Source organism: Duganella sp. 1224 (assembly GCF_013408245.1).
Classification (GTDB): Bacteria; Pseudomonadota; Gammaproteobacteria; order Burkholderiales; family Burkholderiaceae_D; genus Rugamonas.
This window is the reverse complement of the sequence record NZ_JACBYS010000001.1, coordinates 2,071,872-2,090,056: the sequence shown is the minus strand read 5'-3', so window position 1 is coordinate 2,090,056 and position 18,185 is coordinate 2,071,872. Positions and strand designations below refer to the sequence as shown.

Annotated in this window: 15 protein-coding genes; 10 read left to right on the top strand and 5 right to left on the bottom strand. The window is 69.4% G+C overall.

Translation table 11 applies throughout. From position 1 onward, the window contains the following. The first annotated feature begins 61 nt into the window (after window positions 1-61). Genes FHW58_RS09255 through FHW58_RS09245 form a run of 3 tightly spaced genes read left to right on the top strand, consistent with a single transcriptional unit; the run spans window position 62 to window position 4,241 of the window. Complete coding sequence (locus tag FHW58_RS09255) at window positions 62-2,812, top strand: EAL domain-containing protein (RefSeq protein ID WP_229265101.1); 2,751 nt, start codon at window positions 62-64, stop codon at window positions 2,810-2,812. A gap of 15 nt (window positions 2,813-2,827) precedes the next feature. Then, the gene (locus tag FHW58_RS09250; protein ID WP_179672731.1) at window positions 2,828-3,748 is read left to right on the top strand and encodes a bestrophin family protein; all 921 of its coding nucleotides are present in this window, start codon (window positions 2,828-2,830) and stop codon (window positions 3,746-3,748) included. 13 nt (window positions 3,749-3,761) lie between these two features. Beyond that, window positions 3,762-4,241 (top strand): molybdenum cofactor synthesis domain-containing protein, encoded by a 480-nt coding sequence (locus FHW58_RS09245; protein WP_229265099.1) that lies wholly within the window; start codon window positions 3,762-3,764, stop codon window positions 4,239-4,241. On the opposite strand, the gene FHW58_RS09240 is transcribed toward FHW58_RS09245, so the two are convergent. The 3 genes from FHW58_RS09240 to FHW58_RS09230 form a co-directional block, all read right to left on the bottom strand. Next, window positions 4,185-5,498 carry an EAL domain-containing protein gene (locus tag FHW58_RS09240; protein ID WP_179672729.1) on the bottom strand — a complete coding sequence of 438 codons (1,314 nt, stop codon included), beginning with the start codon at window positions 5,496-5,498 and terminating at the stop codon, window positions 4,185-4,187. The two genes, FHW58_RS09245 and FHW58_RS09240, sit on opposite strands and share 57 nt — an antisense overlap. Further along, window positions 5,495-7,096, bottom strand: a complete 1,602-nt coding sequence (locus FHW58_RS09235; RefSeq protein WP_179672728.1) for a methyl-accepting chemotaxis protein — start codon at window positions 7,094-7,096, stop codon at window positions 5,495-5,497. Before FHW58_RS09235 ends, FHW58_RS09240 begins: the two co-directional genes overlap by 4 nt. A 62-nt stretch (window positions 7,097-7,158) precedes the next feature. Further along, window positions 7,159-8,619, bottom strand: a complete 1,461-nt coding sequence (locus tag FHW58_RS09230) for a PLP-dependent aminotransferase family protein (protein ID WP_179672727.1) — start codon at window positions 8,617-8,619, stop codon at window positions 7,159-7,161. Between the two features lie 183 nt (window positions 8,620-8,802). Between FHW58_RS09230 and FHW58_RS09225 the strand changes: the two genes are divergently transcribed. The 6 genes from FHW58_RS09225 to FHW58_RS09200 all read left to right on the top strand — a co-directional run bounded on the left by FHW58_RS09225 (window position 8,803) and on the right by FHW58_RS09200 (window position 15,737). Next, on the top strand, window positions 8,803-10,269 hold the full coding sequence (locus FHW58_RS09225; RefSeq protein ID WP_179672726.1) for a sensor histidine kinase: 1,467 nt from the start codon (window positions 8,803-8,805) through the stop codon (window positions 10,267-10,269). After that, the gene (locus tag FHW58_RS09220; protein ID WP_179672725.1) at window positions 10,256-10,894 is read left to right on the top strand and encodes a response regulator transcription factor; all 639 of its coding nucleotides are present in this window, start codon (window positions 10,256-10,258) and stop codon (window positions 10,892-10,894) included. The genes FHW58_RS09225 and FHW58_RS09220 overlap by 14 nt, the downstream gene beginning before the upstream one ends. Before the next feature lie 102 nt (window positions 10,895-10,996). Further along, window positions 10,997-11,398, top strand: a complete 402-nt coding sequence (locus FHW58_RS09215) for a response regulator (RefSeq protein WP_179672724.1) — start codon at window positions 10,997-10,999, stop codon at window positions 11,396-11,398. 3 nt (window positions 11,399-11,401) lie between these two features. Further along, on the top strand, window positions 11,402-13,333 hold the full coding sequence (locus FHW58_RS09210; RefSeq protein WP_179672723.1) for a bifunctional diguanylate cyclase/phosphodiesterase: 1,932 nt from the start codon (window positions 11,402-11,404) through the stop codon (window positions 13,331-13,333). A gap of 26 nt (window positions 13,334-13,359) precedes the next feature. Next, a complete protein-coding gene (locus FHW58_RS09205) occupies window positions 13,360-15,021 on the top strand; it encodes a methyl-accepting chemotaxis protein (protein ID WP_179672722.1) in 1,662 nt (553 codons plus the stop codon). A 56-nt stretch (window positions 15,022-15,077) separates the two neighbouring features. Then, window positions 15,078-15,737, top strand: coding sequence for a FecR domain-containing protein (locus tag FHW58_RS09200; RefSeq protein WP_229265098.1), 660 nt, complete (start codon window positions 15,078-15,080; stop codon window positions 15,735-15,737). On the opposite strand, the gene FHW58_RS09195 is transcribed toward FHW58_RS09200, so the two are convergent. Beyond that, window positions 15,727-16,707: a zinc-dependent alcohol dehydrogenase family protein gene (locus FHW58_RS09195; RefSeq protein WP_179672721.1), complete on the bottom strand. Its 981-nt coding sequence runs from the start codon at window positions 16,705-16,707 to the stop codon at window positions 15,727-15,729. The genes FHW58_RS09200 and FHW58_RS09195 overlap by 11 nt on opposite strands. A gap of 112 nt (window positions 16,708-16,819) precedes the next feature. On the opposite strand from FHW58_RS09195, the gene FHW58_RS09190 reads away from it, so the two are divergent. Then, on the top strand, window positions 16,820-17,737 hold the full coding sequence (locus FHW58_RS09190) for a LysR family transcriptional regulator (RefSeq protein WP_179672720.1): 918 nt from the start codon (window positions 16,820-16,822) through the stop codon (window positions 17,735-17,737). Here the strand turns inward: FHW58_RS09190 and fur are convergent. Further along, window positions 17,700-18,152: a ferric iron uptake transcriptional regulator gene (fur, locus tag FHW58_RS09185; protein ID WP_179672719.1), complete on the bottom strand. Its 453-nt coding sequence runs from the start codon at window positions 18,150-18,152 to the stop codon at window positions 17,700-17,702. The two genes, FHW58_RS09190 and fur, sit on opposite strands and share 38 nt — an antisense overlap. Window positions 18,153-18,185: the final 33 nt, after the last annotated feature.

Below are 18,185 nucleotides of genomic sequence, written 5' to 3'. Positions count from 1 at the left end.
GTGCAATTTCAATAAATCTCCCCCGAAATTATATTGAGTCATGCTCAATACAGGAGGAGATATGTTCGTCCAACGTTACAGGAAGCTGTCCGGTTTTCGTACCGGCGCGGTCGAGTGGATGATGCTGGCGTTTGTGGTGGTGCTCAGCGGCCTGCTGATCGCCTACTTTGTCTGGAATGAACGGGGCCTGCTGCTCACCTCCAATATCGAGCGCATGCGGTTGCAGACGCTGATCATCGACGAAAACCTGAGCCACCAGCTGGAGGGCGTGCGCAGTGCGCTGGACAGCGTGCGCGACGCGCTGCGCGGCGGCAGCAGCTGCACCACCGACTGCCGCCGCACGCTGCTGCAGTCGCTCAAGCGCGCCATGCCGGGCGTGCGCGCGCTGTTGGTGCTGGACCGCAAGGGCGACATCGTCATGTCCGACGACGACCTGCGCGACCGCCGCCTGGACGACAGCAACTACACCCGCCGCGTCGAGCACATGCGCGACCCGGACACCCTGTACCTGTCGCAGCCCTACGAGAACACCCCCGGCGTGTTCAACATCAAGCTGTCGCTTGGCCTGGTGGGCCCGGACGGCAAGAACAACGGCGCCGTCAGCGCCATCCTCAATCCCGAGTACTTCGACGCCGTCATGCGCTCGGCCCTGTATGCGCCGGACATGAACAGCGCCATCACCGAGGACAGCGGCCGCCGCATCCTGTTTGTGCCGGCCGATCCGGCCGCCATGCGCAACCCCAGCGCGACCCCCGATCCGTTCTTCGTGCGCCACCAGAGCAGCCACCGCACCGAAACCGTGCTGGATGGCGCGGCGCCCAGCGGCGAACAGCGGCTGGTGGTACAGCGCACCATGTCGCTGCGCGGCCTGGGGCTGGACAAGACGCTGGTGGTCAGCCTGGGACGCAACCAGGCGCTGATCGCCGCCGGCTGGCACAGCATGGCCTGGACCTGCGGCGTGGCCTGGCTGGTGTTCGGCCTGACCGCCAGCGGCGGCCTGATACTGGTGCAGCGGCGCCGCCAGGTGCTGGATGACCTGGCCGCGGCGCGCGAGGAGGAGCAGGCCGCCGCCGCCGAAAAAGTCGAACTGGCGCTCAACGGCGCCAATCTCGGTTTGTGGGAATGGAATATGGTGAGCGACCAGCGCACCGTGGACGGCCGCGCCGCCGCCATGCTGGGCTACACGCTCGATGAGCTGAACACCGGCGTGATCGACTGGCGCGGCATGGTCAAGGCCGACGACATGCCTGGCATGGAGGCGGCGCTGGCCGCGCACCTGGCCGACAGTTCGCGCTCGTTCGAGGCCGAGTACCGCATGCGTCACCGCGCCGGCCACTGGGTGTGGGTGCAGAGCCGGGGCAGGGTGGTGGAGCGGGCGCCGGACGGCCAGCCGCTGCGCATGCTGGGCACGCGCATGGACATCAGCGCGCGCAAGCTGGCGGAGGCGGAAATCGCCCACCTGGCCTTCTATGACGGCCTGACCAACCTGCCCAACCGCCGCCTGCTGCTGGACCGCCTGCACCACGCCATCGCCAAGGCGGCGCGCGGCAACCAGTACGGCGCGGTGCTGTTCGTCGATCTGGACAACTTCAAGTCGCTGAACGACACCATGGGCCATGACATGGGCGACCGCCTGCTGGAGATGGTGGCGTTCCGCCTCAGCGAAGTGACGCGCGAAACCGACACCGTGGCGCGCCTGGGCGGCGACGAATTCGTCATCCTGCTGGAAGACCTGGGCCAGGAGCAGCAGCAGGCCATGGGCAACGCCGCCGCCGTCGCCGGCAAGGTGCTCGATTCGCTCAGCCGCTCGTACACGCTGGACGGCCATGAACTGCGCAGCACCCCGAGCATCGGCGTGGTGCTGTTCGGCGCCGAGCACCACACCATCAACGATCTGCTGCGCCAGGCCGACATGGCGATGTACGAGGCCAAGGCGGCCGGCCGCGCCACCTTCCGCTTCTTCGATCCGCACATGCAGGTGGCGCTGGACGCCTCGGCCACGCTGGAGGCCGACCTGCGCCATGCGCTGCAGCGCGGCGAGCTGCGGCTGTACTACCAGCCGGTGGTGGACAACGGCGGCCGCGTCACCGGCGTCGAGGCGCTGCTGCGCTGGCAGCATCCGCAGCGCGGCCTGATCGGCCCCGGCGAGTTCATTCCGCAGGCCGAGAAGTCGGGCCTGATCGTGGAGCTGGGCGACTGGGTGCTGGAAGCGGCCTGCCGCCAGCTGGTCAGCTGGGCGGGGGTGGCGGACAGCGCGCACCTGACCATGGCGGTCAACGTCAGCGCCCGCCAGTTCCGCCAGCCGGCCTTCGTCGACCAGGTGCTGGCGGTGCTGGACCGCACCGGCGCCGATCCGCGCCTGCTCAAGCTGGAACTGACCGAGAGCATGCTGGCCACCGACATGGACGACGTGATCGCCAAGATGACCACCTTGAAAGCCCACGGCGTCGGCTTTGCGCTGGACGATTTCGGCACCGGCTATTCGTCGCTCAGCTACCTGAAGCTGCTGCCGATCGACCAGCTGAAAATCGACCGCTCCTTCGTGCACGACATGCTGCACACGCGCCACGCCTCCAGCATCGTGCGCGCCATCATCACGCTGGCCTACAGCATGGACCTGGCGGTGGTGGCGGAAGGCGTGGAAACGCGCGAACAGTGGTCGGAGCTGGAGGCGTTCGGCTGCAACGCCTTCCAGGGCTACCTGTTCGGCCACGCCGTGCCGGTGGGCGAGCTGGCTGTACTCCCCGTGGCGAGCACGTTCTGTGCTCCTTCCCTGCTGGAGGCGGACGCTATCCTCGACGCATCGGTCTAAGGAGGCAAAGGCATCATGATCATCCGTCCGCATACCAACTGGTTGCGGATGCTGTTCGTCTGGAACGGCTCCGTTCTGAAAACCATTGTGCCGCAGCTGCTGGTCATCCTGGTGATCAGCGTGGTGGCGGTCGTCACCCGGGGCCATATCTTCGGTGCCCGGGTGCCGCTGGACACGGTGCCGTTCCCGCTGATGGGGGTCAGCCTGGCCATCTTCCTCGCCTTCCGCAACAACGCCGCCTACGCCCGCTACGTCGAGGCGCGGCAGATCTGGGGCCGCATCCTGATCGCCGCGCGCGCGCTGACCTCGCAGGTCGTCAACTACCTGCCGCAGGACGGCGACGGTTTCGAGCGCAAGCTGTTCGTACAGCGCCTGATCGCCTTCGTCTACGCGCTGACGCACCAGTTGCGCAAGACCGATCCGGCCGCCGACCTGGCGCGCTACCTGCCGCCGGAGGAGGCGCGCGAGCTCAGTGGCATGCACTATATCCCGGTGGCGCTGCTGGACCGCCTGCGCCTGATGCTGGCGCGCGCCGGCCGCAAGCGCGGCGACGGCGAACCGCTGCTTTGGCTACTGGACGCCCAGGTCAGCGAACTGGCGGCGGCCGTCGGCGGCTGCGAGCGCATCTCCGGCACGCCGATTCCATTCGCGTATGGCGTGCTGCTGCACCGTACCGTCTACCTGTACTGCTTCCTGCTGCCGTTTGGCCTGGTGGCCGACCTGGGCGCGGCCACGCCGCTGGTGTGCGTATTCGTCGCCTACACGCTGCTGGCGCTGGAGGCCATCGCGCAGGAGATCGCCGAGCCGTTCGGCACCGATCCCAATTGCCTGGCGCTCAACGCCATGACCCGCAATATCGAACGTTCGCTGCGCGAGCAGTGCGGCGACCCCGTGCCGGACGCGCTGCAACCGTGCGACCGCTATAACATCTCATAAAGGAATGAAGCGCATGCTTACCTGTGCCGTGATCACCGTCAGCAACACCCGCACCGCCGCCGATGACGACGCCGGCGATCTGCTGGCCACCTGCCTGCAAGAGGCCGGCCACCGCGTGTTGCGGCGCGAGATCGTGTTTGACAATCGCTACCAACTGCGCCGCGCCTTCAGCGAATGCATCGCCGATCCGCAGATCGACGTGGTGATCAGCAGCGGCGGCACCGGGTTCGCGCGCCACAACGCGGTGCCGGAGGCGGTGGAGGTGCTGTTCGACCAGCCGGTGCCCGGCTTCGGCGAGTTGTTTCGCCAGCTGTCGTTCAATGAGATCGGCGCGGCGGCGATCCAGTCGCGCTGCGTGGCCGGCATTGCCAACGATACGCTGGTTTTCTGCCTGCCCGGTTCCCCCGGCGCCTGCGCGCTGGCGTGGAACCAGATCCTACGGCCGCAGCTGGATCACAGCACCCGTCCCTGCAATTTTGCCTGCCGCGGCTGACTTTTCGCTCCACAGCGGCAGCGCCGCCGCCGGCATCGGCCGGGCGATCAGGTAGCCCTGCGCCAGTTCGCACCCGAGTGCGCGCAACAGCAGGCGATCCTGTTCGCGCTCGATGCCCTCGGCCACCGTGGTCACGCCCATCTCGCGGGCGCTGGCGATGGCGTGGCGCAGCAGGGTTTCCATGTGCGCGCGCTTGCTGGCTTCATGAATCAGGCGGCGGTCCAGTTTCAGCTCGGTGAAGGGGAAGCGCGACAGTTGCAGCAGCGAGGCATGGCCGGCGCCGTAGTCGTCCAGCGCCAGGCCAAAGCCATGCATGCGCAGCTTGATGACAATCCGCAGCGCCGTGGCCAGGTCGGCGATCTCCTCGTGCTCGATGATCTCGAAGGTGATCGCGCGCGTCGGTACGCCGGCGTCGTTGACGGTCTGGATCAGTTGCTCGGCCAGGTGCGGGTCGGCCAGCGACAGCGGCGACAGGTTGATCGAAATCGGCAGCGACAGGCCGTCGGCGCGCCAGTGGCGCCAGTCGTCGAGCGCCATCCGCAGCACCTCGACGGTGAGCACGTCGACCAGGCCGGCGGCTTCCGCCTGCGGCAGGAAGCAGGCCGGCGACAGCAGGCCGTGGCGCGGATGACGCCAGCGCAGCAGTGCCTCGGCGCCGCGCAGCGCGCCGTCGTGCAGCGCGGTCTTGGGCTGGTAATACAGTTCGAACTGGTGGCGCTGCACCGCGTGCAGCACCTCGCCGACATCCGGGCGCGGGGCGTCGGTGTCGCAGCGCGCGCGCGCGGCCAGCGCGGCTTCGGCGCGCCGCGCGGCCGGTGCGCAGGCGTGGACGGCGTCGCGCAGCGCCTGCGCGTCCAGCGGCTTGGGCAGCGCCGTCAGCGCCTCCAGTCCGAGCGCGGCGGCCAGCGTCAGCGCGGCGTCGTGCAGGCGCGCGCTGTGGCGGCTGGCGATCAGTACCGGCAGGCCGGGCTCCAGCATCGACAGCGCCTGCAGCAGGTCGGCGCCGTCCATGTCCGGCAGGTCGAGTTCCATGACCACCAGGTCGGGCGGCGCCGGCAGCGACTCGATCAGTTCCAGCGCGTCGGCGCCGCAGTCGGCCCAGCCGTTGACGACGATGCCGGCCGCGCGGCACTGGCGCATGCTGGCTTGCAGGTCGCCGGCGTTGCCGTCGATGACGACCGCGCGCAGCGCCAGCCCGCCATCGTGGCCATCGTCGCCGTCGCGGACGGCGCGGTCGTGGTGCTGGTCGTAGCTCATGCCAGCACCGCGCGCGGCAGGGCGCGCGGCGCCGGGCCGCCGGCCGGGGCGATCTTGAAGCGCGCCACCGCCTGTTCCAGCTGGCCGGACTGCTCGCGCAGCGCGTGGGCGGCGGCGGCCACCTGCTCGACCAGCGCGGCGTTCTGCTGGGTGCCGTGGTCCATCTGCACCACCGCCTGGCTGCAGGCCAGGATGCCGGCATGCTGCTCGGCGCTGGCGTGCTTGATTTGCGCCATGATCTGCTCGACGCTGGCGACGCTGTCGACGATGGCCTGCATCGCCGATGCCGCCTCGCGCACCTGCTGGTCGCCGGCGCCGGCCTGCTGCACCGCCGCCTGGATCAGCGCGCCGATGTCGCGCGCCGCCTGGGCCGAGCGGTGCGCCAGCTGGCGCACCTCGCCAGCCACCACCGCGAAGCCGCGGCCGGCGTCGCCGGCGCGCGCCGCCTCGACGGCGGCGTTCAATGCCAGGATGTTGGTCTGGAAGGCGATGCCATCGATCAGGCTGATGATGTCGGCCATCTGCGCCGCTGAGCCGCGGATCGCCGCCATGCGCGCGGTGACGGCGGCCACCGCCTGGCCGCCCTTGTCGGCCAGCGTCGAGGCCTGCGCCGCCAGCGCGTTGGCGCGCGCCGCGTGATCGGCGTTCTGCTGCACCGTGGTGGTCAGCTCTTCCATCGCTGCCGCCGTCTCCTGCAGGCTGGAGGCCTGCTGCTCGGTGCGCGCCGACAGGTCCAGGTTGCCGCTGGCGATCTGGCTCGAGGCCGAGGCGATCAGTTCGGTATCGGCGCGCACCCGCGCCACCAGCTGGCTCAGATTGTCGCGCATGTGCTCCATTTCGTACAGCATGCTGGTGCGGTCGCCGGCGCGCAGCGCGATGGCGCGCGTCAGGTCGCCGTCGGCGATGCAGGCGGCGGTGCGCGCGGCCTGGTCCGGCTCGCCGCCCAGATCGCGCCGCAGGCGGCCGATGATGGCGGCCGCCACGCCGGCCGAAATCAGCAGCGCCGCCGCGCCCAGCGCCAGCATCTTCAGGCGGGTGTCGGTGTAGGCGTCGGCCGCCTGCTCGCGCGCCTCGCGCATCAGCGTCACCTCGTTGCCGATCTGCGCCGCCAGCGTCTCGCGGCAGGCCTGCAGCATCGGCTTGACGTGGGTGTTGAGGTAGTCGCGCGCGGCGTCGTCGCGGCCGGCCTGCACCAGCGCGATCAGCTGCTGCTGGCCGCCGCGGTAGTCCTGGTAGGCGGCGCGCACCTTGTCCAGCGCGGCGCGCCCGGCCGGCGTGGTGACGCGCCGGTCCAGTTCGGCGATCTTGGCCTCGGCGTCGCGCCGGTAGCCGTCGATATTGCTGATTTGCTGGGCGCGCACGGCCGGATCGGTGCTGAGCATCAGGTTGCGCAGCGAGACGGCGATGTCGGTCACGCGCAGGCGCACGTCGGTGGCCAGCTCGATCTTGGGCCAGCGGTCGTCGGCCATGGCGGCGGTGGCGGTGTTCAGCTTGGCCTGTTCGGTCAGCCCCAGCACGATGACGGCGGCAAGGAACAGGCAGATCAGGCCAAAGCCTGCCATCAGCAGGCTGGCGACCTTGAGGCGAGCGGTTTTCATGACAGTGTGACCCGGTAGGTTGGCAGGCTGTCAGGATAAGCGCGTTGGCGCCAGCACAATGGCTACAGATGGGCCTTTTGGCGGGGAGCACAGTTGGCCAGCAGCTCGCCGGCCAGCAGGCCCAGCGTGCGCACCGCCGCCTCCACCTCGGCGCTCCACGGGTAGCTGTAGTTGAGACGGATGCAATGCTGATAAGCGTCGTCGGTGGCGAAGATGTTGCCGGCGCCGACGCTGATGCCGCGCTCCTGGGCCCGCGCGTACAGCTCCAGCGCCTGCACCCCGCGCGGCAGGCTGACCCACAGCAGGTAGCCGCCCATCGGCGTGGTCACCTGGGTGCCGCCGGGGAAGAAGCGGCGCACCGCCGCCGCCATGATGCTGGCGTTCTGCGCGTAAGCCTTGCGCAGCTTGCGCAAATGATAATCGTAGCCGTCATTCTTCAGGTACTCGGCGATCGCCAGCTGCGGCAGCGCCGGGGTGTTGAGCGTGTTGAGGAACTTCAGCTTCTCGACCTGCGCGCGGTAGCGCCCCGGCAGCGCCCAGCCGATGCGGTTGGCCGGGCTCAGCGTCTTGGAGAAGGAGTTGCAGTGCAGGACCAGGCCGCGCGTGTCGTAGTTCTTCAGCGCGGTCGGGTGGACGTCGCCGTAGTACAGCTCGTGGTAGACGTCGTTCTCGATCACCGGCACGGCGTGGCGCGCCAGCAGGTCGACCATGGCGCGCTTGCGCTCGTCGCTCATCTGGAAGCCCAGCGGGTTCTGGAAGTTGGGCATGACCATGCACGCCGCCACCCCCTGCTCGACGATGGCGCGCTCCAGCGCCTCCAGGTTGATGCCGTGCACCGGATCGGTGTCGATCTCCACCACCCGCATGCGCATGCGCTCGATCGCCTGCAGCAGCGCGTAATAGGTCGGGGTCTCGACCGCGATGGCGCTGCCGGGCGGCGCCACCGCCTGCAGGCACAGGTTGAGCGCCTCGGTGGCGCCGGTGGTGACGATGATTTCGCCGGCGTCCACCGCCAGGCCGTTTTCCAGGTGGCGGCGGGCAATCTGGCGGATCAGCTCGGGATTGCCGGGGGGCAGGTCGGCGGTCATGCCGAGCTGGCCGGCGCGGCGCGCCATGCTGTTGGCGTACTGGTTGAGGCGGGTCCACGGGAAGCTGGCCGGATCCGGGTAGGGCGAGCCCAGCGGCACGCTGCCCTGGTTGATCGAGCGCAGCGTGGTCAGCACGAACTGGCTGGCGTCCAGCGTCGCGCCGCGCGCCAGGTCGACCGCGCACGGCGGCGCGGCGGCCGCATCACCGGCGCAGGCCTGCACCGCCGGCTTGCGCCGCACGAAATAGCCGGACTGCGGCCGGCTCTCGATCACGCCCTGGCTTTCCAGCAGCAGGAAGGCGCGGATGACGGTCGAGACGCTCAAATTGTGGTGCTGGCTGGTCTGGCGCACCGAGGGAATCTTCTCGCCCTCGCGGATCACCCCCTGCGCGATCTGGCTGGCGATATCGGCGGCCAGCGTCTCATACAATTTCACGGTTGCTCTCCCGCATAGTAATGTGACAAGCGTACCGGAATCGTGGCCTGCGGGACACTATACCTCGGTTTAGGGAGGCCGCACTGCCACCATACAGGGGTATAGGTGCAATAGGAACAAAGGCGGACTATAATCTGAAAAGTTGCCAATATTTAATAAGCAAAATAACCACAAAGGATAGGCATGTTCCGGGTTCCCCGCAGTCCCTATATGTCCGCGCTGCTGATTTTCCTGATGCTGTTGATCTTCGCGATCGACACGCTGTCGCCGCTGGACATGGCGATTGCCGTCATGTACGTGGTGGTGGTGCTGCTGTCGGCCAGCATGTGGGCGCGCCGCGGCGTGCTGCTGGCCAGCGCCGCCTGCCTGGGGCTGACGGTGCTGTCCTACACGCTGACCCACACGGCGGCGTTTTCCGCCGCCGCCTCCGGCCGCCTGCTGGTCGGCCTGCTGGCCATCGTGGTCACCACCGCGCTGGTGCTGCGCGGCCAGGCCGCCACCAATGAGTTGCTGGCGCGCGAGGACGCGCTGCGCCGCAGCGAGGCCTTCCTGGCCGGCACCCAGCGCATCAGCAAGACCGGCAGCTTCAGCTTCAAGACCCCCGGCGGCGCCATGCACTGGTCGGACGAGGCGGCCCGCATCTACGGCTATCCGCTGGACGTGGAGCCGACGCTGGAGCGCATCCTGGCCCACACGGCGCCGGAGGACCGGCACATCGTGCAGGCGGCGATCGACCAGTCGCTGCGCTGCGAGGGCGACATCGACATCCGCCACCGGCTGCTGATGCCGGACGGCGAGCTCAAATACGTGCACGTGCTGTCGCGCCCGCGGCACAACAAGGACGGCGACTGCGAATACCTGGGCGCGCTGACCGACGTCACGGCGGCGGTGCTGGCCGAGCAGGCGCTGCACCGCTCGCAGGTGCAGCTGGCGCACGCCACCCGCGTCACCATGCTGGGCGAGCTGGCGGCGTCGATCGCGCACGAGGTCAACCAGCCGCTGGCGGCCATTTCCACCAACGGCGAGGCCTGCCTGCGCTGGCTCAACCGCCCGCAGCCGGAGCTGGACGAGGCCCGCGCCACCGTCAAGAGCATCCTCGACGCCAGCGCCCGCGCCACCGGCGTCATCAAGCGCATCCGCGCGCTGGCGCGGCGCAGCGACCCGACCTACACCCCGCTCGACCTGCGCGCGGTGGTGGAGGAGAGCGTCGACATGGTGCGGCGCGAGCTCAACAACCACCACGTGGCGCTGATGCTGGGCCTGGCCCCGGACCTGCCGCCGGTCAACGGCGACCGCGTGCAGCTGCAGCAGGTGTTCATCAACCTGCTGATGAACGCGATCCAGGCGATGGCGGCGTGCCGCCCCGGCCAGGCGGTGCTGACGGTGCAGACCCAGCGCAGCGCCGACGGCGACGGCGCGGTCCAGGTCAGCGTCAGCGATTCCGGTCCCGGCATCCCGGCCAGCGCCGTGCCGCGCCTGTTCGAGGCGTTTTACAGCACCAAGGAGGACGGCATGGGCATGGGCCTGCCGATCTGCCGCTCGATCATTGAAACCCACGGCGGCCGCATCTGGGTCAAGCAACCCGCCCCGGACAGCCCGGTCGCCGGCGCCACCATTCTTTTCACGCTGCCTGTCCATGAACCAGATTGATTATTCCGACGCCCTGGTCTACATCGTCGACGACGAGGCGCCGCTGCGCGACGCCATCTCCAGCCTGCTGCGCTCGGTCGGCATGCAGGTGGAAAGCTTCCCCTCGGTGGCCGCCTTCATGGCCGCGCCGCGCCGCGAGCTGACCAGCTGCCTGCTGCTGGACGTGCGGCTGCAGGGCGTCAGCGGGCTGGATTTCCAGGCCGAACTCAACCGTGACGGCGTGGCGCTGCCGATCATCTTCATGACCGGCCACGGCGACATCCCGATGTCGGTGCGGGCGATGAAGGCCGGCGCGGTCGATTTCCTGGCCAAGCCGTTCCGCGACCAGGACCTGCTGGACGCCATCCACGCGGCGCTGGCGGCCGACCAGGAGCGGCGCCAGCGCGACCAGGCGCTCAACGGCCTGACCGCGCGCTACGCCACGCTGACGCCGCGCGAGCGCGAAATCATGGCGCTGGCCGCGCGCGGGCTGATGAACAAGCAGATCGCCGGCGAGGTCGGCACCAGCGAAATCACCGTCAAGATCCACCGCGGCAACGCCATGCGCAAGATGCAGGCCAAGACCTTCGCCGACCTGGTGCGCATGGCCGAGGCCCTCGGGCTGGCCGTCGAGGGCCGGGGTTAGCCCACCTATACCCTTGTATAATTTTCTCAACCCGCGCTGAACGGTATTGTTCTCCCATGCGCTGGACGGCCGCGAGCTGCCGTCCGAACCAGGGAGTCACCAGTGTCAGATCCGGATCCACATTTTTCCAATATCGCCATCGTCGACGACGATGAGTCCGTGCGCGTGGGGCTGCGCAGCCTGCTGCGCTCCTACGGCTACGAAGCCCACGCCTACGATTCGGCGCTGGCCCTGCTGGCCTCCGGCGCGCTCGGCGATTACCACTGCATCGTCACCGACCTGCAGATGCCGGGCATGAGCGGCATCGAGCTGCTGGAGCAGCTGCGCCGCGACGGCAACCGCCTGCCGCTGATCCTGATGACGGCCTTCCCCGAGGCCAACCTGTGCAAGCGCGCCTTGCAAAATGGCGCATCTTGCTTTTTGAGCAAGCCTTTCGAGGCCAACGAATTGCTGCGGTGCCTGAACCAGGCCAGCGGCAGCTTCCCGACCCACGCCGAGGAGTAATCCATGAAACCTATCGCCAGCAGTAGCAAGTCGCGTCGTCTCATCTATGTGTTGCTGCTGCTGGTGATCGTGGCCAGCGTCACGCTCTCGCTGGTGATGGAGCGCACCGCGCACAACATCCGCCGCAACGAAACCCCGCTGCTGAACCGCACCATCCCGCAGATGCGCTACCTGGGCGATTTCGAGAGCGCGCTGCTGCGCTACCAGCTGGCGCTGGACAAACGCTTCACCAATTCGATCACGCCGGGCCGCTTCCAGTTCCTGGAGGCGATGGGCCGCGGCGAGCTCGATGCCACCCTTGCGCAACTGCGTCCCAGCCTGGGCGATGGCCCGGAGCTGGGTGCACTGCGCGACGGCTACCAGCGCATCATCGCGCTGACGCCGGAATTCGAGCGCCAGGTCGACCGCGACCCGGCCGCCGCGCGCGCCGTGCTGATCCGCATGAACGACGAGGTCAAGCAGTTGCGCCTGCGTCTCGACGGCCTGCAGCAAAGCGTCGAGGACGCGATCTACGACAACGGCACCATGGCCAACCGCGCGATCGGCTGGATCACCGGCCTGGTGCACGTGTTCGACGTGCTGGCGCTGGTCACCTGCCTGTTCATGCTGTACCACGTGCGGGCCCGGGTGCGGGTGGAGGACGAACTGAGCCACCAGGCGCGCCACGACCCGCTCACCGGCCTGGCGCACCGCCGCAGCTTCGAGGCGCGCCTGGCCACGCTGCCGCCGGCGCCGCACGTGGTGGTGCTGGGCACGATCGACCGCTTCTCGCGCATCATCGGCGGCTTTGGCCACGCCTTCGGCGACCGCGTGATGATCGGCCTGGCCGAGCGCATCCGCGGCGCCGCCGAGCGCAACGGCGGCGAGGTGTTCCGCCTGGACGGCGCCAACTTCGCCATCCTGTACCAGATGGAGTGCAGCGACCTGGCGCTGGCCGACGCGCTGTCGGTGCTGCGCGACGAGGTGCGCAACCCGTACGACTGCGAGGGCCACGAGATCTACACCACGCTGAGCCTGGGCGCGGTGGCCTATCCGCAGCACGGCGCCAACCCGGACGCGCTGCTGCGCAACGCCGACGCCGCGCTGCAGGCGGCGCGCAAGGCCGGCGGCGACCGCCTGGAAATCTATTCGCAGCAGCTCAACGCCGAAGCCGGCGAACGGCTGGACATGGAGGCGCTGCTGCGCCACGCGGTCGAGCGCGACGAGCTGGAGCTGCATTACCAGCCGCAGCAGGCGCTGACCGACGGCGGCCTGATCGGCTTCGAGGCGCTGCTGCGCTGGCGCCGCCTGGGCAAGCTGATCTCGCCGGCCGAGTTCATCCCGCTGGCCGAGGAGTCGGGCCTGATCGTCGGCATCGGCAGCTGGGTGCTGGAGGAGGCCTGCCGCCAGATCAGCGTGTGGCAGGCCGAAACCGGCCAGCGGGTGTCGGTGGCGGTCAACATCTCGCCGCGCCAGTTCGCCGCGCCGGGCTTCCTGGCGCACCTGGAAAACCTGCTGGCCAGCACCCACGTCGACCCCTCCTGCCTGGAGCTGGAGATCACCGAGAGCGTGATGGTGGAAGACGCCGAGAGCGCGATCGCGCTGCTGCACCGGCTGCGCGCGCTGGGCCTGAAGCTGGCCATCGACGATTTCGGTACCGGCTATTCCAGCCTGGCCTACCTGTCGCGCTTCCCGATCGACAAGCTGAAGATCGACCAGTCGTTCGTGCGCAATATGCACGTCAGCCAGCAGAGCGCCATCGTCCAGGCCACCATCAGCCTGGGCCACGCGCTCGGCCTGACCGTGATCGCCGAGGGCGTGGAGTCGGAAACCCAGCGCGCCATGCTGAGCGGCTGGCGCTGCGACGAGATCCAGGGGTATTACTACAGCCGTCCGCTGCCGGCGGCGTCGGCGCTGAATTTTCTCGAAGGGAGCCTGCAGCTGCAGGCCGCATAAAAACAGCACTAGCTTAGGAGATGGCCATGAACTGGTTCCGCAACCTGAAGATCGCGAAAAAACTGCAAGTGGTGGTGGCCGCCGTGCTGGCCATGATGATGGCGCTGGGCGTGTTCTCGGTGTTCCAGCTGTATGAGCTGGACCGCGTGACCAACCAGATCGACCACCGCTGGGCGCCGGGCGTGCGCAACGCGCTGGACATCAAGTACGGCCTGACCCGCTTCCGCACCTTCGAGCTGTTCCACGTGGTCTCGACCGAGCCGGACATCCTGCGCAAGTACGAGCAGGACATGGAAAGCCAGATGCAACAGGTGCAAGCCGCGCTGGCCGCCTACGCGGCGCAGCCGCGCAGCGACGCCGAGATGGCCATCGTCGCCCAACTGCAGGCGTCGCTGAACGCCTACCGCGGCGCGGTGCGCCAGGTGGTGGCGCTGTCGCGCCGCGGCGACGACGTGGCGGCGCTGGCGGTGGTGCGCGGCGAATCGCGCAAGTACGACTTCGAGGCGATGGCGCTGATCGACAAGCTGGTGTCGATCAACGAGACCGGCAGCGCCCAGGCGGCGCAGTCGGCCGACCAGACCTACCGCCACGCGCGCCACCTGATCTTCGGCTGCATGGCCGGCGCGCTGGTGCTGGGCCTGCTGCTGGCCGGCCGCGTGGCGCGCCTGATCTCGGTGCCGCTGGCGCGCGCGGTCGAGGTGGCGCGCCGCGTCGCCGACGGCGACCTGCGGGTGGACGCGGCCGGCGCCGGCCGCGATGAGACCGCCGAGCTGCTGCGCGCCATGCAGCAGATGAGCGTCAACCTGCAGCGCATGGTGACCCAGGTGCGCGGCGGCACCGACACCATCGCCAGCGCGGCGTCGCAGATGGCGGCCGGCACCGGCGACCTGGCCCAGCGCACCGAGGGCCAGGCGGCGACGCTGGAGGAAACCGCCGCCACCGTCGAGCAACTCAGCACCACCGTCGCCCACAACGCCGACAAGGCCGAGCAGGCCCACAAGCTGATGGCGCAGACCGCCATGGTGGCGCGCGAGGCCGAGGGCGCGGTATCGGCGGTGACCGCCACCATGGAACGCATCAGCGCCTCGTCGCGCCGCATCGGCGACATCATCGGCCTGATGGACGGCATCGCCTTCCAGACCAATCTGCTGGCGCTGAACGCGGCGGTGGAGGCGGCGCGCGCCGGTGAACATGGCCGCGGCTTTGCCGTGGTGGCCGGCGAGGTGCGCGCGCTGGCCCAGCGCAGCGCGCAGTCGGCCAGGGAAATCAAGGAACTGATCACGCAGTCGCTGGCCGAGGTGCGCGGCGGCGGCCAGACCGTCAAGGACGCCAGCGCCACCATCGACGACGTGGTGGGCGGCGTGCTGCGCGGCGCCACGCTGATGGCTGACATCAGCGCCGGCACCCGCGAGCAGAGCATCGGCCTGCAACTGGTCAACCGCACGCTGGCCGCGATGGACAGCGTGACCCAGCAGAACGCCGCGCTGGTGGAGGAATCGCTGGCCGCCATCGTCTCGCTGCAGGAACAGGCCGAGCGCCTGGCGCGCAGCGCCAGCGTGTTCAAGCTGGCCGCCGACCAGCGCCAGGAGGCCAAGGTGATCGACGTGCCGGTGGTGGTGACCATGAAGCCGCGCCAGCGGCCGGCGGCGGCGCGCGGCGGCATGAACTACGTCGCCGGGCTGGTCTGACGCGACTGGCCGGGTTTGCTGTATGCTGGCGGCTTTTCCAGTCGGAGCATACAGCCATGCGGCGTCTCTTTCTTCTTCTCGTATGGATGCTGGGCGCGGCGGCCGCGCAGGGCGCCCACGCCGCCCAGGTGGCCGGCACCGTGGTGCAGGCCAGCGGCCCGCTCAGCGCGCGTTCGCCGTCCGGCGCGGTCAAGCCGCTGCGGGCGCTGTCCGAGGTGGAAAGCGGCGACACGCTGATCACCGCCGCCGATACCTATGCGCTGGTGCGCTTCATCGACAACAGCGAACTGGCGCTCAAGCCGTCGACCACGCTGACCATCGAGCAGTTTGCCTTTGACGGCGCGCAGCCGGCCGCCGACCGCGCCGCCTTCACGCTGGTCAAGGGCGGGCTGCGCTCGGTGAGCGGCCTGCTGGGCAAGCGCAGCAAGGAAAAGTTCGCCATCCGCACGCCCAGCGCCACCATCGGCATCCGCGGCACCACCTTCTTCCTGGAGTACCTGACGGCGGCGGCCGACGGCCTGGCGCCCGGCCTGCACGTGCACGTGAGCGCCGGCGGCCTGTCCATCGTCAACGGCGCCGGCGAGTTCCGCTACGACCCGGGGCAGTTCGGCTACATCCGCGACGCCCAATCCAGGCCGGTCAAGATGTTCGCCAATCCGGGCCTGCGCTTTGCCCCGCCGGCGTCGTTCGGCGAGGCCGACACGCTCACGCCGTAGGGGCCACCTCCACCACCACCTTGCCGCTGGCGCTGCGCGCGCTGAGGGCGCGGTGGGCGGCGCTGACGCTGTCCGCCGTCAGCGTGTAGCGCACCGGGTCCAGCAGCACCCGCAGCTGGCCGGCGGCGGCCAGCGCGCTGGCCTGGCGCAGGATCTCGCCGTGGTGGGCGCGGCCCTCGCCGGTCAGCAGCGGCAGCAGCGTGAACACGCCGGAATAGGTGGCGGCGCGGAACGACAGCGGCGCCAGCGCGTGCGTGCCCCAGCCCAGGCAGCTGACCACGTGGCCGGTGTAGCGGCGCGCGGCGCGGAACGAGGCGTCCAGCACCGCGCCGCCAACGGTGTCGTAGACGATGTCGTAACCGTCGCCGGCATAGTCCTCGACCGGCGTGTCGCGGTCGATGAAGGTGGCGCCCAGGCTTTCGATGGTGGCGCGCTGGGCGGCGCTGCCGGTGGCCGACACGCGCGCGCCGCGCGCCAGCGCCAGTTGCACCGCCATGTGGCCGACGCCGCCGGCGCCGCCGTGCACCAGCACCGTCATGCCGGGCGCCACGCGGGCGCGGTCCACCAGGCCTTCCCAGGCGGTGATGAAGATCAGCGGCAGCGCCGCCGCCTCGCGCATGGTCAGCCGCGCCGGCATGGGCGCCAGCAGGCGCGCGTCCACCGCCACGTAGTCGGACAGCGAACCGGCCACGCCGCCGACGCCGCCGGTCATGCCGTAGACGCGGTCGCCCGGCGCGTAGCCCTGCACGCCGGCGCCGACGCTGTCGACCACGCCGGCCAGGTCGATGCCCGGCACCGCCGGCAGCACCGCCTGCGCGTGGCCGGCCTGGCCGGCGGCGATCTTGGTGTCCAGCGGATTGACGCCGCTGGCGTGAACGCGCACCAGCACTTGGCCTGGCCCGGCGGCCGGACGTGCGATATCCTGCAGGGTGAGCGGGGCGCCGAAGGCGCTTAAAACGATGGCTTGCATGATGACTCCCGTGATTGAATGATGGCGCCATTGTGGCGTGGCGCGGCGCCGGGAAAAACGGGGCAAGCCGGGATGCAGTATCCTGCAAGCGTGAATAATCGGGAGGCGGCGGATGGACAGGCTGGATGCATTGAAGGTGTTTTGCGCGGTGGTCGATGCCGGCGGCTTCAGCCGCGCCGCCGCCAGGCTGGGCATCTCGACCTCGTCGGTGACGCACCAGGTCGGCCTGCTGGAGGCGCACTTCGGCGTCAGGCTGCTGGCCCGCACCACGCGCAGCATGTCGCTGACCGAGGAGGGCCGGCGCTGCCTGGAGCAGGCGCGCCGGCTGCTGGACGAGATGGACGCACTGGAATCGAGCCTGAGCGACGCGCTGAGCGCGCCGCGCGGCAGCCTGCGGGTCGACATGCCGGCCATCGTGGCGCGCGAGTACGTGGCGCCGGCGCTGCCGCGCTTCCTGGCCGCCCACCCGGAACTGAGCGTGCGCCTGAGCGCCAACGACCGCCTGATCGACATGGTGGACGAGGGCGTGGACGTGATGCTGCGCATTGGCGAGCTGGCCGATTCCTCGCTGGTGGGCCGCGGCATTTTCCGCAACCGCTACATCTGCTGCGCGGCGCCCGACTTCATCGCCCGCCACGGCCGCCCGCAGCACCCGGATGAGCTGGACCGGCTGCCGTGCCTGAATTTCGTCTACCCGCGCGCGCGCCAGATCCGGCCCTGGGCCTTCCAGCAGGACGGCCAGCCGTTCACCTCCACGCCGCGCGGCGCGGTGGCGATGGACCACGTGGAGTCGCTGATTGAAATGGCGGTGCGCGGCGGCGGCATCGTCCAGCATCTGACGCTGTCGCTGGCGGCGCCGCTGCGCAGCGGCGCGCTGGTGCCGCTGCTGGAGCCGTGGCAGGCGGACGGCCCGGACCTGGCGGTGCTGTACCCGCAGCGCCACCAGCGCGCCGCGCGCATCAAGGTGTTTGTCGACTTTGTCGAGGCGCTGTTCAGAGACGCCGCGGCTTCTTCGCGGCCATCGGCTTGATGCTGGCCGCGCAGTCGCCGCACAAGCCGTACAGCGACAGCGAGTGCTGGTGCAGCACGAAATTGCGCTCGGCCGCCACCGCCTCCTGGCGCTGCTCGATCGCGTGGTCGAAGAACTCCTCCATTTTGCCGCAGTTGGTGCAGATCAGGTGGTCGTGGTGGCCGCCTTCGTTCAGCTCGAACACCGAGGCCACCGCCTCGAACTGGCGGCGGATCAGGATGCCGGCGTCGGCGAACTGCATCAGCACGCGGTAGACGGTGGCCAGGCCCATGTCGATGTGCTCGTCGTGCAGCAGGCGGTAGACGTCGTCCGCGCTCAGGTGCTTGCTCTTCGACTCCTGGAACAATTGCAGGATGCGGAGGCGGGGCAGGGTGGCCTTCAGGCCGAGCTTGCGCAGTTCTTGCGGGATATCCATGCGACTCCAGAATGATAATGATTCCTATTCTCA

What these genes read in the sequence shown, in the direction of transcription:
- FHW58_RS09200 (WP_229265098.1), top strand. Translation starts at nt 15,078, where the DNA reads ATGCGGCGTCTCTTTCTTCTTCTCGTATGGATGCTGGGCGCGGCGGCC.
- FHW58_RS09205 (WP_179672722.1), top strand. Translation starts at nt 13,360, where the DNA reads ATGAACTGGTTCCGCAACCTGAAGATCGCGAAAAAACTGCAAGTGGTG.
- FHW58_RS09225 (WP_179672726.1), top strand. Translation starts at nt 8,803, where the DNA reads ATGTTCCGGGTTCCCCGCAGTCCCTATATGTCCGCGCTGCTGATTTTC.
- FHW58_RS09240 (WP_179672729.1), bottom strand. Translation starts at nt 5,498, where the DNA reads ATGAGCTACGACCAGCACCACGACCGCGCCGTCCGCGACGGCGACGAT.
- FHW58_RS09235 (WP_179672728.1), bottom strand. Translation starts at nt 7,096, where the DNA reads ATGAAAACCGCTCGCCTCAAGGTCGCCAGCCTGCTGATGGCAGGCTTT.
- FHW58_RS09220 (WP_179672725.1), top strand. Translation starts at nt 10,256, where the DNA reads ATGAACCAGATTGATTATTCCGACGCCCTGGTCTACATCGTCGACGAC.
- FHW58_RS09190 (WP_179672720.1), top strand. Translation starts at nt 16,820, where the DNA reads ATGGACAGGCTGGATGCATTGAAGGTGTTTTGCGCGGTGGTCGATGCC.
- FHW58_RS09250 (WP_179672731.1), top strand. Translation starts at nt 2,828, where the DNA reads ATGATCATCCGTCCGCATACCAACTGGTTGCGGATGCTGTTCGTCTGG.
- FHW58_RS09245 (WP_229265099.1), top strand. Translation starts at nt 3,762, where the DNA reads ATGCTTACCTGTGCCGTGATCACCGTCAGCAACACCCGCACCGCCGCC.
- FHW58_RS09255 (WP_229265101.1), top strand. Translation starts at nt 62, where the DNA reads ATGTTCGTCCAACGTTACAGGAAGCTGTCCGGTTTTCGTACCGGCGCG.
- FHW58_RS09195 (WP_179672721.1), bottom strand. Translation starts at nt 16,707, where the DNA reads ATGCAAGCCATCGTTTTAAGCGCCTTCGGCGCCCCGCTCACCCTGCAG.
- FHW58_RS09210 (WP_179672723.1), top strand. Translation starts at nt 11,402, where the DNA reads ATGAAACCTATCGCCAGCAGTAGCAAGTCGCGTCGTCTCATCTATGTG.
- fur (WP_179672719.1), bottom strand. Translation starts at nt 18,152, where the DNA reads ATGGATATCCCGCAAGAACTGCGCAAGCTCGGCCTGAAGGCCACCCTG.